Origin of the sequence: Nostoc sp. UHCC 0870, from assembly GCF_022063185.1 — a bacterium.
Taxonomy (GTDB): domain Bacteria; phylum Cyanobacteriota; class Cyanobacteriia; order Cyanobacteriales; family Nostocaceae; genus Trichormus.
In genome coordinates this window covers 648,292-661,756 of sequence record NZ_CP091913.1, presented here as the reverse complement: position 1 = coordinate 661,756, position 13,465 = coordinate 648,292, and the positions used below count along the sequence as shown (strand labels likewise).

Below are 13,465 nucleotides of genomic sequence, written 5' to 3'. Positions count from 1 at the left end.
ATCTCCTTCCCAATAAAAAGACCCCAGCCAACGCCGGGGTACTGATGATGTATGCCATCAACTCTATTCCTAACCATAGAGAATGCCATCAGATTGCAGAAAGCGCATCCGGGTAAATGCAAAAATTGCATAATTTTAATGCTTATTTTGCAACTAAGTGAAATTTCCTAAGTAAATAAACGCTGTCACCTGTCACCTGTCACCTCATCAGGCTGACCAGATAACGAGTCCCAGCCATCAATAATATCTTTGATTAAACCCGCCACAGGTACAGCCACCAGCAAGCCTAACAACCCACCGACATAAGTTCCTACCAATAGAGAAACCAAAACCCATACAGGTCTAACACCAGTCAAACTACCTAACAGGCGAGGTGCGATCGCTTGGTCGATGATTTGGTCTATAATCACAGCTACCGCTAAAACCTTCACCGCTAACCAAAAATCATGGGATGCGATGATTAAAGTAATCACAATTAAACTCACAACATCACCAAAGGGAATTAAACTGAAAATCCCAATTCCCAAACCAAAAAGTAACCCAAACTGCACTTGAAAAACTAAAAACATCAATGTTTGTGAAGTTCCTATCAACAAAGCTAAAGTGCCTTGTCCAATCAAGTAATTTTGTAAGTTAGTCTGAATAGGCTCTCTTAGTTTTTTAACAAAAGACCAAGGTGATTTATTAAATATATTGTCCCAAATTCTTGTTCCATCTAATAAAAAGTAAAAAGCTAAAACTATTGTCACTAATGCTTCAGAAAGACTATCAATTGTATCTATGACAATGCTGACGAATTTATCGGAAAGATTTTCCAATTCATCGGGTATTTTATCAGTGACTTTTGTTAGTATTTCACCCAAGTCAATATGTAATTTCTCACTAATAAATAAATCATTCAACCTCTGAAGCTTCTCCTGACTAGCATCTATCCACTGTGGGAGTAATTTTCCTATGTCATTAAATTGTTCTATTGCTATTGGTAGTAATATAATCCCCACAGCTACTAACAGTAGTAAATTTACAAAAAAGACTAAAGCTACCGCATAGTTACGCTTAATTCCCCGTTGTTGGAGGAGTGAAACAGGATAGTTTAAAATAAACCCCAACAAAGCTGCCAATACAAACATTGTCACCAAAGGCTGGAAATATCTAAAAACCAGACTAACCAGCCAAACATTGATAAATACCAGAGGAAACAACAAAGTTACTATTAACCATTTAATCAACTGATTAAGCGAAATATTCACCCTTTTACCCTACCTCCAGGAGCATCCTAATTTTTTCAAAAAACAATCTTAAAACCCTGCGTACCTCTGCATTTAAAATTAACCCTCACGCAAAGCCAAAAACTGCTCATCATTTATCATCCCAGATTGATGAAGCACACTTGTGATTTCCGAAATAGTTAAAACCGCATGACCACGATAACCATTTTCTATTAATCTATCTTGAACACCTTGTTCATGGTCAATAAAAACCACAATATCCTGCACCTTTAGCCCCGACGACTTTAACTTCTCTGCCCCTTCCATCACACTTTTACCACTGATGAGAATATCATCAACAACCGCTACCGTTTCCCCAGGATAAAAATTACCTTCAATTAATCTGCGAGTTCCATGTACCTTCACCTCTTTTCGAGGGAAAATCATGGGACAATCTAGACGTAAAGATAAGCCAGTAGCAGTTGGTAAAGAACCATAGGGAATACCGGCTAATCTATCAAAAGTTAAATTTTTTAAAATTTCCTCATAGCCATTAAGGACTTGATTAAAAACTTGGGGATTAGAAATGATTTTGCGTAAATCAATGTAGTAAGGAAATATTGCCCCTGATGCTTGGACAAATTCACCAAACATAATGCAACCAATATCATAAAGCTGTAAAATCAAATCATGCAAAGGATGTTGCTTGGGAGAAACAACATCTGGAAGCCACACAGAACAGGTAGAAGCATTTTGAATCACCTGAGTTTTTATCTGATTAATTTCTGCACGTAAAGACTTAACTTCTTCAGATAGATTTGGTTTCGCCAACATATCTTGAGGCACAGGAATTAATAAACCATTCCCGTTAGTATCTAAACCCACTTCTAAAATTTTATTTAAATTACCTCCCTCACCCCAAACGCTACGCGCCATGATTATCCGTTCAGGTGCAACGGCTCTAATTTGAGATAATACTTCAGAATTAGTAGTGCCTACTTCTAACCCCAATTGTTCTGGAGTTCCCCAATTTTTTGATTCTTTTACTACCTGTAAATAAAGTGGTGATTCTTTTGTAGGATATTGCTGTAAAGCTTCTGCACCTGGGTTAGAAGTACAGCATAAAATAAATACAGCTTTATCAGGATAAACCAAAAATGGAGCTACATGATCTTGTCCTGTATAGGGAGTAAGTGTAATTGCATCTACCTGCCATTCTGTAAATACTGTCTTAGCAAAGATAGTGCTAGTATTTAAATCACTATGTTTCGCATCTAAAATAATCGGAATATGATTTGGGATAGCTGCTAAAGTTTTATGCAGTAGTTCTAAACCCGGAATACCCAAGGCTTCATAAAAACCCAATGTTGGCTTATAAGCACAAACAAAATCAGCAGTTTCAGTGATAATAAATTGCATCCATTCCCACAAACCAGCGATGATATCCTGAGATTTATAAATATCAGGCATCATCTCTATATTTGGATCAAGACCAACAAATAATAAACTTTGATTTTGCGAAATAATTGTTTGTAATTTATCAGAAAAAATCATTGTTTTAGTCAATAGTTATGAATGATTAATTATTAGGCTTTAACTTTTCCCCCTTCCTTACTAGGGAAGGGGGTTAGGGGGTTAGGTTTCGCATTAGCTTTTCCACATAATGTGAAAAAGTCAGGCGGTACTACACTCCTGCAAACCATTCATAACCCTGATCTTCCCAGTAGCCCTGAAAAGGTGTTAAATGACTTGTGAGAGTAATTTGAGTTACCCACTTACTCTGTTTATAACCAAGTTTAATTGGCGAAGCGAGGCGTAAAGGCGCACCATTATCAACTGGTAAAGGTTCACCATTTTTTTGATAAGCTAAAAGTGTTTGGGGATGTAAAGCTGAAGCAATATCCCAACTTTCATAGTAGCCATCAGCAGATTTAAAATAAGCATATCTGACATTACTTTTAGGCTGGGCAAGAGCAATAATTTCTCTTAAACGTATCCCACCCCATTGCACGATCGCAGCCCAACCTTCCACACAAACATGGCGTATAATCATGGAAGTTAAGGGCAGACCTTGAATTTCTGCCATACTTAAATTTAAAGGCTGATCAACTTCACCATCAATAATTAAACGATATTTTTCAACATCAATAATTGGTGTACCACGGAAGGTATTCACTATTAATTGTTTTGGTTGAATTTCACTAAATGAAAATTCTGGGACTGGCTGCTGGGGGCTAAATATCAGCTTTTCTATCTTTTGATTCAGTGGTTCAGAAAGTGTACCCACTAAATCTTCAAATATTGGTGTACCACAGCCACCTAGCAAAAAACTCATACTAGAAATACCGGAAATCTTTAAAAATTGACGGCGGCTTAATTGGGGACGGCGTAGGCGGATTAAATCCATATTTAATAATGCAAAATGACTAGTTAATATTTGTTCTACCAAAACATTGAGGCTGTGAGTTCTTCCCCTCCAGCTTTACGCCCTAAAAATGAGTGAACAATAGCAAATATTACGACCATTGGGACTGAGGAAAAATGAACAATTCGTAAAGCTTCCCAACTCCCAAACATATCAACAATAACAGGAAATTGAGCAGGTTTATACATACCTATGCCAGTCAATAATGCCAGTAATAAAATTGGAATAATAGATGTATAAACAATGCGATGCAAAGCATAAAATAGACGCTGAGAATTCCGAGTTTTTTGTAATGCCTTGATGTCATTAACACCAACAAATCGATGTCGCCAGCGTCGAGTAATTAAAACATAAATTCCGTACCACAGAAGATTTAAGGAAAATAGCCACATAGCCGCAAAATGCCAGTGTCTACCACCTGCTAGCCAACCCCCTAACGTAAATATAGGAGGTATGTGTAAACCGGCACGTCCACCAAACACAGGGTTAGCATTATAAATTTGCAGTCCACTAGTCACCATGAGAAACAGGCTAATGATGCTGATAGAGTGGAAAACCTTAGCCCCTATGGCTTGGGTAGGTAGCTTTCTCATCTTTGGGGGAATCGTTGTAGTCATTGATTTAAATGTTTTAGTTAAATAATTATATTAAAAAATGTGAAGCAAACTTTTCAAATCACATACTTAGAGGTAATCATCAGCACAAGACAGGCTGAAGAAGAAAATGAAATGTCCCCATTGTGCATCAACTTCATATCGTAAAAACGGTCATCGGAAGGGTAAGCAGAATTACCTGTGCAAGAATTGCGGTAAACAATTCCTAGAGTCTGTGTCACCCCATCCCGAAGCAAATGAGTTGATGACGGATATCACCGGACATAGTGAAATCTCAGTCGTTTTAGAAAATCAGTCCATAACGGAAAACACGACTGCAAAATCTACAGCGTCTTTTAGCTTAAGCCTATTAGAAGAACTATTACAAAATATCCTATCAAATGGGTGGTTAGAATCTCCGCTAGTCTCCCAGGTTATCAAGAAAATTCAACAACCAATAGAAGATAGAACTGATGTTGCAGAAACAGGAATTTCTTTAATACTATTAGATGTAGAAAACTTAAAAATAAATATTGATATTGAAACATTTTTAGCTAGTATATGTAAATATCCACTCAAAGTTAAAATAGGTTTTGCAAACTGGAAAAATCCCAGCATTGGCAAACAAGATATAGATTTATATGAGCGAGGTTATCAACTCGTTCATGTGCCTGATGGTAAAGACAGTGCTGATGCGAAAATGATGACAGTTGGTGCTAATATTTTACGTTATTATCCCAATGTTAAAGAAATATTGGTTTGCTCTGGAGATACCATTCTCAAGCATCTTTGTAATGAATTGCTAAACCAGGGTTTAACAGTGTATTGGGTACGGAGACAAGCCCAAATATTACATATAGAAAACTGCAATAATAGGCAATCGATTTTCTATTCGCTCCCCTTGACAATGGAGATTCCTTCTTTGGAGGATGTAGTACAGAAAATAGAAAATTTAATTAAGTCTGAGCAAGAATCTATTGAAACTAAATTAAATAATCTCGTGGCGATCGCTAACTTATTTCAAGAACGATGTCATCTAGAATTACATAATGATAATTCAGTAAAATTAGAAAAAACAGAGCCACTTACCCAAACGCCTCATTCTCCCACAACATCCCCTACTTGCCAAGAGCTTAATTCCCAAATAGACTTAGAGAAATTGCTTTTAGAAATTATTCAGAATATCTATATTAAGTCTCCTAAAACTAAATTATCTGTATCCAAACTAGGGACAGAACTACAAAGAAGATGTGGTCAATCTCCTAATTCAATTATCAAGAAATTAAAACTTGGTTCTAGTTTTATTAAGTTTTTGCAGTCATCACCCCTATTTACCTTGAAAGCCAACGGTAAAGAATACGAAGTCACTGCGTCTAAAAATCAGTCTCTGGGATGTTTCAATTCATAGCCTGATTGTGTAAGTCAATGTAATCTAATTTACTGCGTCTGTATAATTCTTGCCCAGGCAAGACTTAAAAATCTAGCAATAACGACAAAATTTACAATTAGATCAGCTGTGGTGCTAGATTTTGAGAATATATGAAAATTGATCATGTTCACTTCTATGTAGAAGATGCCAAAGTCTGGCGAGATTGGTTTGTAAACTATCTGGGTTTCACATCAATAGCTAGTGGTATCCATTCATTCCACACTTGCACAGAGGCGGTGAAAAGTGGTGTGGTCAAGTTTTTGCTGTCTTCACCTGTATTACCCACCAGTCCAGTAGCTGAGTTTTTGCGTCAACACCCCCCTGGTGTAGTAGATATTGCGTTTGCAGTTGAAGATTTAGAAACTGCGATCGCTCATGCTCAAAACCACGGTGCGAAAGTCTTACAATCTATCGAGGAACGCCAAGTAGGTAATTTCTTCCACAAATGCAGCAAAATAGCAGCTTGGGGTAGTTTGACTCATACCTTAATTGAACGTCCCCCAGAACCCCATCAAAGCCCATCTAACAATATTGTCACTGCTATAGATCATATAGTCCTGAATGTGGCAGCAGGTGACTTAGAGCGTGTAGTTACTTGGTATGACAAAATTCTCGATTTTCAACCCCGCCAAACCTTTAAAATTCAAACCGATCGCTCTGCCTTGTATAGTCAAGTTATGGTTTCCCGTCAAGGTAGCGTGCAGTTACCAGTCAATGAACCAGCTTCCCAAAATTCCCAAATTCAAGAATTTTTAGATTGCAATCGTGGCGCAGGAATTCAACACATCGCCTTGCAAACCACCAATCTTGTCAACGCGATCGCCCAATTTCGCCAGCGTGGTTTATCTTTACTCTCCGTTCCCCAAACCTACTACTCTCAACTCCAAAACCGCCCCGGACTTCCCCTATCACCTGTAGAATTAGCAGCGATCGCTCAACAGGAAATTTTGGTAGATTGGCAGCAAGATTCCGATCAAGGAGTATTGTTACAAATTTTTACTCAGCCCATCTTTGGAGAACCAACCTTTTTCTTTGAATTTATTGAACGTCGCCGCCAAGCGCAAGGCTTCGGGGAAGGTAATTTTCGCGCCCTCTTTGAAGCCATTGAAAGTGAACAAATTAAACGCGGGACTTTAGAGTGCTGAGTAATGAGTAATGAGTAATGAGTAATGAGTGCTGAGTGGGGGAGTGCTGAGTGCTGTTAGCGGTAGCGCGGCGTTTAGCCGGTGCTGAGTGCTGAGTAATGAGTAATGAGTGCTGAGTGGGGTGTGGGGGAAAATATTTATTTATGACACATTACAGCGAGGTAAAATATTTGTAATAAAAATTAACACTTACTTCCGCCGATGCTGAGACTAATTACCGACTTCGACGGCCCTATTATGGATGTTTCCGAGAGGTATTATCGTGTTTATCAATTTTGCCTAGAAGAAATCCGATATCCCCACCAAGAAGTGCAACAACTGGCTAAAGCGGAATTTTGGCAGATGAAGCGATCGCAAATTCCAGAAAAACAAATCGCCTTGAATTCTGGTCTAGATGAGACGCAAGCTCAAGAATTTGCCCAATTGCGGCGCAAAACAGTGCATACAGAATCCTACTTTGAGTATGATAGCCTCATCCCAGGTGCGGTAGAAGCATTGTTGAAAATTCAACAAGCTGGCGTTGATTTAGCGGTGATGACGATGCGCCGGGTGAAGGAATTAGACTATGCCTGCCAAAAATACGATTTAGGGCGGTTTTTTCCCGAAAATCGCTGTTATTGTCTCAGTAACGATTATGTAAAAACTCGTGATATTGAAGATAAACCCTTATTGATGGCTAGGGCGTTAGCAGAACTACCCCCCGCAGCCGATACTTGGATGGTAGGGGATACAGAAGCTGACATTGCCGCCGCTAAAAAGCATGATATTAAAGTTATGGCTGTTGAATCTGGTATCCGCGATCGCACTCAATTAGAACTTTACTATCCTGACTTAATTGTTCCAGATTTAAGCACTGCGGTAAATTTCATCTTGGAATCTACGGTATCAGTTACATCATCGAAAATATAAACTAAAAACCCCTTCCTGAATAGAAGGGGTTTTTGGTTGAGTTAGATTGAGAATTGTACTTAACGCAAAAAACTACTAACTAACCACAACAATATAAACGTCAGTACAGTGGAAAACTGATTAGCTGAGAGATATGGTACTTGTGGTAATAGCCAGCCAGCAATTAATCCTCCAGCAATTAAGCCAATAATTAGCCCAACTAGAGTAAACAAAACTGCTCGGCCAAATCTACCTTCTTTGCGATTGAGAAAGAAAATACTAACTCCTACCCCAACCACTAAGGCCAGCTGCAAAACCTGATTACCTGTAAAAATGCTAACTGCACTCAAACCCACATACCAAGCACCGGGTAAAAGCACATCTGCCGTTGTGGGCTGATCCAGAATATTTTGCAGCCATGCAGGTGACTGCTCACGAGGAGTGGGACTTTCTTTCGGAGCTGATTGTATCCTCAATTCTGGGAAGCGGATACGCTCTGGCACTTTGATTTTTCCTTCCTGGCGCATCCGTAAGCGATCCATTAAAATCGCATCGTAAGCTGCCTCAACGATTTCTACACTCTTGGCATCGCCGCTACATTGCTCCATCAGGCGATTGCGAGCGTCCTGAATCTCATCGAAGCTAGCATCTTCTGATACCCCAAGTTTTTCGTAGGGATTTTGATCGCTCATGGGAGTTTATACTTCAGCCTTAGTCAGAGGCAATTTTTTGTTGCAGAATAACAATTTTAGATTTTAATTTGATCGAAGACAAAACTATCGACCGAATTTTATGCTCTACCAGGATAGTAGCACGCGTTAGTCAGATTAACCCAGGAATTTCAGCTATAGCCACTTTAACATATTGTTATAACTCCGTGTATACCCTCATGTCGTTGACCAATTCTAGCTCTAACCTAGAATTTGAACTGGGAATACCTAAAGAATGTAATTTTTCGCAAAAGATTTTTTCGGCTTCAGATTTACCACTTTACCGTAACTTGAGGACATTTCCATGATTTAGCTCTAACCTAAGTAGTGGTATCTATCCACATAAAGATTTAAAATTGAAAAGTTTTAAATCTCCACTGAATTAATAGAGGGAAGTTTCCAGGCAGAATAAATGATCTGTCGCTAATAGCCTATTATTGGGTAGCTGGACATATAAGTTTCTCATGACAGGATATACATTAAGCTGTAAAAATAGTTACCAAATTCTTTTCTAGTATATTTGTCCAGCATCTTGATTACACTATCATTTGGAAAATCAGGAAATTAACTTCTGAGCCTTTTAGCTCCTTTCATCATCCCCCAGTGATAACTGCGTTTTACGCAACACTGCTGTTAATCTTAAATAAATTTATTTTTGTGTAAAGAGATGGTCATGGCTGCTGCCAAGATACTTGTAGTTGATGACGACCCGGCGGTGCGGAATTTAATCCAACGCTTTTTGTTAAAGCAAAGCTATCAGGTAGAAGCTGCTGAGGATGGAAAGACCGCCTTGTCATTATTTGAGCAATTTAACCCAGATTTGGTAATTCTTGATGTCAATTTGCCAGACGTAATTGGGTTTAACCTCTGTCAAGAAATGCAAAGTCGTAATGGTGTTTTTGTTCTCATGCTGACTAGCCGTACAGATGAGACTGACAAGATTCGCGGTTTTGCCAAAGGTGCTGATGACTATCTCACCAAGCCATTTGGCTTGGGAGAACTTGAAGTCAGAGTAGCAGCTATTTTGAGACGACAGAGGGTAGTGACTACCGCCGAACAGAAACGCTTGCTATTTGAGAAATTGATGATCGATCCAGTCCGGCGAGAGGTGACGCTGAATAGCCAATCTGTACCCTTAACAGCTTTGGAATTTGATTTGTTACATTTTTTAGCTAGTCATCCTGGTCGAGTTTGGCGACGTGCAGAACTGATTCAAGAAGTTTGGGACTATGAATATGTAGGTGATCAGCGTGTTGTAGACGTGCATATTGGCCAAATTCGCAAAAAGATTGAAGTCGATGCTAGCCAACCAGCATTAATTCAGACTGTACGTGGAGTTGGTTATAAATTTGAATGTCCAACTCATTCCCAGTTAGAAACCAATCCTTGAGTTCTTTTCCAGCATCCTAATTTATGTATGAATAATTAGTGGGCATGGTATACCATGCCCAAATTTTTGTATTACCAACTTTGAATTTTGAATTACTTAGTACCGTTCATACCAGCACAGAAGAGTTCAATGGTACAGAACCTTTGGCAAATCGGTACAAAACATTTTTAAACTAGCAGTGATGGAACAAAGTTTCTAAATAAACACGGGCAGCACGGCGATCGCTGTCTCCATTTTGCAGCAAAAACAATGATAGTGCTGCTGTCAGTACCCGATTTTGATCCCAATCAGGATGGGCTTCTAAGTAAGTTTTCAGTGATTCATGAAGAGTTTCGGGGATTTCTGTAAAAATACTAACTGTTGCGTTCATGAGATTTTCCTTCTGTAAGTTCAGTTAAAACGAACTATCGCTTGGCGTAAAGCAGTTTTAGACAACATCTACACTAACCTCAGAGGTAAGTTTTGATGTCAACGTTTGCACAACCTATAAAACCTAGTCGCATCATTGTGCGACAAGAGGGGGTAGGTTTGTCAATGCTGCGAAATGTTAAAAACGATTGTATAAAAAATAAAAGCAAACGGAATAATCAGTATTTTAGCTATATTTTCGTTACATTACTTAATATAAACTCAGTCCATCCAGTTTATTCACACCGTGAATCAAAAATCCCCAGTAAGCCAGCAAGTGCCTATCCCCTCGTAGACCATCTGTGGAAAACTCCTAAAATCCCTGTGGAAACCCTGTGGAATCAGTGAGGAAAATTTGACTCAATGATAAGAATTACAAAATTATCACCTGTTCCCAGTCCCCAGTCCCCAGTCCCCAGTCCCCAGTCCCCAGTCCCCTGTCCCCTATCACTACTTCCTAACGCCGACGTTCTTGCAGCTTGCGATAAACAGCCTTTAAATCTACTTGATGGTGAGCTAAGGCAACCATTGTATGATATATCAAATCTGCGACTTCACCGGCGATCGCGTCCGGCTCATCATCCTTAAACGCCATCACGACCTCAGCCGATTCTTCCCCAATTTTCTTTAAAATCTTGTTATCACCACCAGCAAATAACTTGCAGGTATAAGAACTTTCATTAGGGTGATCGCGGCGATCGCATATTACCTGAAACACCTGCGATAATGTGTCCCCAGGTGGTGCAGTGATTTGTCCTTCCACTTGATGAAAACAACTGCGTTCGCCTGTATGACAAGCAATATCTCCTAGTTGCTCTACCCCAATTAGCAAAGCATCACTATCGCAGTCATAACGAATACTTTGCACTTTTTGGATATGCCCAGATGTCGCCCCCTTGTGCCATAATTCCTGACGGGAACGACTCCAAAACCACGTTTCTTTTGTGTCTAAAGTCTTTTGTAACGATTCCTGATTCATCCACGCCATCATTAACACCGTGCCATCCAGGTAATCTTGGACAATTGCCGGCACTAAACCCCGTTCATCGTAGCGGATTTCTTCAACGGGGATGGCGTTGTGCAATGAGTTTGAATCGGTAGAAAACATACCAGCTAATTTGCTCTAAAGTAAATCTAATGATGTCTGGTTTCACGATACCATTATCAATAGTTCAACTGGTATGATTTTTCCACACAATATATTTATCATTTTTGTAAAACAACATCCCTTTGCATAGCCGACTGCATTCTCACAGCACTTGACGCAACATGATGAGCCTTAGAAACTTCACCATACCAATGAATTGCCGAGTTAAAAGCTGCCCGATAAAGGTCTTGAGATGCCTCAGATAGTTTGCTACGGATCTCTAAAGGCAAGTCTTGATTCGACTTGTATAACATATTGTTATTTTTTTTGTTCTGTTAATTTTATACGATAGAAGTTCTAGGCAAAATTTAACCCTATCCTAAGATAGAGCTTTTTTTGAATGCCCACTGATAGGAGAAAACCTTGGTAAATACCACAATTAAAACCACAAAATCACAAGAAGTTTTTGCTGCTGCTCAAAACCTGATGCCAGGCGGAGTAAGTTCCCCAGTTCGTGCCTTTAAATCTGTAGGCGGACAACCCATCGTTTTTGATCGGGTAAAGGGCGCATATATTTGGGATGTAGATGGCAACCAATACATCGACTATGTAGGCACTTGGGGGCCAGCTATTTGTGGTCACGCTCACCCAGAAGTGATTAGCGCACTCCATGAAGCTTTAGAAAAAGGTACTAGCTTCGGTGCGCCTTCAGTGCTAGAAAATGTCCTGGCAGAAATGGTAATTGCTGCCGTTCCTAGCATCGAAATGGTGAGATTCGTCAACTCTGGCACAGAAGCTTGTATGGCTGTCCTCCGGCTGATGCGGGCTTTTACTAACCGTGAGAAAGTCATCAAATTTGAAGGCTGCTATCACGGACACGCTGATATGTTCTTAGTCAAAGCAGGCTCAGGTGTAGCCACCCTGGGTTTACCTGATTCTCCAGGTGTACCCAAGTCAGCGACTGTCAGCACTCTTACCGCCCCATATAACGACCTAGAAGCAGTTAAAGCTTTATTTGAACAAAACCCCGATCAGATTTCTGGTGTGATTCTAGAACCCGTTGTGGGTAACGCCGGATTTATTACACCCGATGCTGGCTTTTTAGAAGGACTGCGAGAACTGACTCATGAGCATGGAGCGTTACTCGTGTTTGATGAAGTCATGACAGGTTTCCGTATTGCCTATGGTGGCGCACAAGAGAAATTTGGCATCACACCAGATTTAACCACTATGGGTAAAGTCATTGGTGGTGGACTGCCGGTAGGTGCTTACGGTGGTCGCCGCGATATTATGTCCATGATTGCCCCGGCTGGCCCTGTATATCAAGCCGGAACTCTTTCGGGAAATCCCCTAGCGATGACTGCGGGAATTAAAACCTTGGAATTGTTGCAAAAGCCTGGTAGTTATGAGTATCTGGAGCGAATCACTAAAAGGCTGGCAGATGGCTTACTAAAAGCGGCTCAAGAAACTGGTCATGCAGTTTGCGGCGGTAACATTAGCGCGATGTTCGGCTTATTCTTTACTTCTGGGCCTGTACATAACTATGAAGATGCCAAAAAGTCAGATACAGCGAAATTTGGCCGTTTCCATCGCGGTATGTTAGAGCGCGGTGTTTATTTAGCCCCTTCTCAGTTTGAGGCTGGTTTTACTTCTTTAGCTCACACTGAAGAAGATATTGACCAAACGATCGCGATCGCACGAGATGTATTATCTAATCTGTAAGTGCTGAGTAGTGAGTGCTGAGTGCTGAGTAGTGTTAGCGGTAGCGGTAGCTAGGCTTTTAGCCGGTGCTGAGTATGTTCTACTTAGAACACTGCTCAACATCCCGCTACTGCTAACAGCACTTTCATTTCAGCACTAATCAACAGCCACATCCTTTGTGATTGCATCCTTGGATGGTTTTATGCCCTTCTGCACAGCCTTCAGAACAGTAGTATTTCCCGTCCTTGTTGATTGCATCCTCAACTGAAACGATGCACAGGCAATTGGGACAGGCGCATTTCATTTGATTTACGGTTGTCATATTTTTCTCCCAGATATTCCTGTAATTACACTACAATACCTGAACATATATTCATGTATTATTTATATATTTTAATATAAATATTGAGTAATAAAGTGTAAGTATTTGCTTAATCAGATCAAAAACTTGAATCCAAATAGCTCAGAGGTTTTTATTAAG

General features: G+C 39.9%; 14 protein-coding genes. 5 read left to right on the top strand and 9 right to left on the bottom strand.

Translation table 11 applies throughout. From position 1 onward, the window contains the following. Positions 1-185: 185 nt before the first annotated feature. The 4 genes from L6494_RS02885 to L6494_RS02870 all read right to left on the bottom strand — a co-directional run bounded on the left by L6494_RS02885 (position 186) and on the right by L6494_RS02870 (position 4,250). Positions 186-1,250 (bottom strand): AI-2E family transporter, encoded by a 1,065-nt coding sequence (locus tag L6494_RS02885; RefSeq protein WP_237991362.1) that lies wholly within the window; start codon positions 1,248-1,250, stop codon positions 186-188. A gap of 78 nt (positions 1,251-1,328) precedes the next feature. Further along, the gene (locus tag L6494_RS02880) at positions 1,329-2,762 is read right to left on the bottom strand and encodes a bifunctional orotidine-5'-phosphate decarboxylase/orotate phosphoribosyltransferase (RefSeq protein ID WP_237991361.1); all 1,434 of its coding nucleotides are present in this window, start codon (positions 2,760-2,762) and stop codon (positions 1,329-1,331) included. Between the two features lie 130 nt (positions 2,763-2,892). Beyond that, on the bottom strand, positions 2,893-3,615 hold the full coding sequence (locus tag L6494_RS02875) for a molybdopterin-dependent oxidoreductase (protein ID WP_237991360.1): 723 nt from the start codon (positions 3,613-3,615) through the stop codon (positions 2,893-2,895). Between the two features lie 35 nt (positions 3,616-3,650). Then, positions 3,651-4,250 carry a cytochrome b/b6 domain-containing protein gene (locus L6494_RS02870; RefSeq protein WP_237991359.1) on the bottom strand — a complete coding sequence of 200 codons (600 nt, stop codon included), beginning with the start codon at positions 4,248-4,250 and terminating at the stop codon, positions 3,651-3,653. Between the two features lie 106 nt (positions 4,251-4,356). Here L6494_RS02870 and L6494_RS02860 point away from each other — a divergent pair, with 106 nt between their 5' ends. The 3 genes from L6494_RS02860 (at position 4,357) to L6494_RS02850 (ending at position 7,709) form a co-directional block, all read left to right on the top strand. Then, positions 4,357-5,634 (top strand): IS1/IS1595 family N-terminal zinc-binding domain-containing protein, encoded by a 1,278-nt coding sequence (locus tag L6494_RS02860; RefSeq protein ID WP_442946981.1) that lies wholly within the window; start codon positions 4,357-4,359, stop codon positions 5,632-5,634. 131 nt (positions 5,635-5,765) lie between these two features. Continuing rightward, on the top strand, positions 5,766-6,800 hold the full coding sequence (gene hppD / locus L6494_RS02855) for a 4-hydroxyphenylpyruvate dioxygenase (protein WP_237991358.1): 1,035 nt from the start codon (positions 5,766-5,768) through the stop codon (positions 6,798-6,800). Between the two features lie 201 nt (positions 6,801-7,001). After that, positions 7,002-7,709, top strand: a complete 708-nt coding sequence (locus L6494_RS02850; protein WP_237991357.1) for an HAD family hydrolase — start codon at positions 7,002-7,004, stop codon at positions 7,707-7,709. A gap of 59 nt (positions 7,710-7,768) precedes the next feature. Here L6494_RS02850 and L6494_RS02845 read toward each other — a convergent pair whose 3' ends face one another. Then, positions 7,769-8,380 (bottom strand): CPP1-like family protein, encoded by a 612-nt coding sequence (locus tag L6494_RS02845; protein WP_237991356.1) that lies wholly within the window; start codon positions 8,378-8,380, stop codon positions 7,769-7,771. Positions 8,381-9,071: 691 nt separating this feature from the next. On the opposite strand from L6494_RS02845, the gene L6494_RS02840 reads away from it, so the two are divergent. After that, a complete protein-coding gene (locus L6494_RS02840) occupies positions 9,072-9,788 on the top strand; it encodes a response regulator transcription factor (RefSeq protein WP_237991355.1) in 717 nt (238 codons plus the stop codon). 172 nt (positions 9,789-9,960) lie between these two features. On the opposite strand, the gene L6494_RS02835 is transcribed toward L6494_RS02840, so the two are convergent. The 3 genes from L6494_RS02835 to L6494_RS02825 all read right to left on the bottom strand — a co-directional run bounded on the left by L6494_RS02835 (position 9,961) and on the right by L6494_RS02825 (position 11,597). Beyond that, positions 9,961-10,158, bottom strand: coding sequence for a DUF2811 domain-containing protein (locus L6494_RS02835; RefSeq protein WP_087538495.1), 198 nt, complete (start codon positions 10,156-10,158; stop codon positions 9,961-9,963). A gap of 495 nt (positions 10,159-10,653) precedes the next feature. Then, entirely contained in the window at positions 10,654-11,304 is a 651-nt protein-coding gene (hisIE, locus tag L6494_RS02830) for a bifunctional phosphoribosyl-AMP cyclohydrolase/phosphoribosyl-ATP diphosphatase HisIE (RefSeq protein ID WP_237991354.1), read from the bottom strand. A gap of 98 nt (positions 11,305-11,402) precedes the next feature. Then, positions 11,403-11,597 (bottom strand): ChaB family protein, encoded by a 195-nt coding sequence (locus L6494_RS02825; RefSeq protein WP_237991353.1) that lies wholly within the window; start codon positions 11,595-11,597, stop codon positions 11,403-11,405. 109 nt (positions 11,598-11,706) lie between these two features. Here L6494_RS02825 and hemL point away from each other — a divergent pair, with 109 nt between their 5' ends. Next, the gene (gene hemL, locus L6494_RS02820; RefSeq protein ID WP_237991352.1) at positions 11,707-13,005 is read left to right on the top strand and encodes a glutamate-1-semialdehyde 2,1-aminomutase; all 1,299 of its coding nucleotides are present in this window, start codon (positions 11,707-11,709) and stop codon (positions 13,003-13,005) included. 139 nt (positions 13,006-13,144) lie between these two features. On the opposite strand, the gene L6494_RS02815 is transcribed toward hemL, so the two are convergent. Next, positions 13,145-13,288 (bottom strand): metallothionein, encoded by a 144-nt coding sequence (locus L6494_RS02815; RefSeq protein ID WP_442947004.1) that lies wholly within the window; start codon positions 13,286-13,288, stop codon positions 13,145-13,147. Positions 13,289-13,465: the final 177 nt, after the last annotated feature.

Bases quoted from the DNA above. Each gene is read 5' to 3' on its own strand.
- L6494_RS02880 (WP_237991361.1), bottom strand. From the start codon at position 2,762: ATGATTTTTTCTGATAAATTACAAACAATTATTTCGCAAAATCAAAGT.
- L6494_RS02875 (WP_237991360.1), bottom strand. From the start codon at position 3,615: ATGGATTTAATCCGCCTACGCCGTCCCCAATTAAGCCGCCGTCAATTT.
- L6494_RS02870 (WP_237991359.1), bottom strand. From the start codon at position 4,250: ATGACTACAACGATTCCCCCAAAGATGAGAAAGCTACCTACCCAAGCC.
- L6494_RS02860 (WP_442946981.1), top strand. From the start codon at position 4,357: ATGAAATGTCCCCATTGTGCATCAACTTCATATCGTAAAAACGGTCAT.
- hppD (WP_237991358.1), top strand. From the start codon at position 5,766: ATGAAAATTGATCATGTTCACTTCTATGTAGAAGATGCCAAAGTCTGG.
- L6494_RS02850 (WP_237991357.1), top strand. From the start codon at position 7,002: ATGCTGAGACTAATTACCGACTTCGACGGCCCTATTATGGATGTTTCC.
- L6494_RS02845 (WP_237991356.1), bottom strand. From the start codon at position 8,380: ATGAGCGATCAAAATCCCTACGAAAAACTTGGGGTATCAGAAGATGCT.
- L6494_RS02840 (WP_237991355.1), top strand. From the start codon at position 9,072: ATGGCTGCTGCCAAGATACTTGTAGTTGATGACGACCCGGCGGTGCGG.
- L6494_RS02835 (WP_087538495.1), bottom strand. From the start codon at position 10,158: ATGAACGCAACAGTTAGTATTTTTACAGAAATCCCCGAAACTCTTCAT.
- hisIE (WP_237991354.1), bottom strand. From the start codon at position 11,304: ATGTTTTCTACCGATTCAAACTCATTGCACAACGCCATCCCCGTTGAA.
- L6494_RS02825 (WP_237991353.1), bottom strand. From the start codon at position 11,597: ATGTTATACAAGTCGAATCAAGACTTGCCTTTAGAGATCCGTAGCAAA.
- L6494_RS02815 (WP_442947004.1), bottom strand. From the start codon at position 13,288: ATGAAATGCGCCTGTCCCAATTGCCTGTGCATCGTTTCAGTTGAGGAT.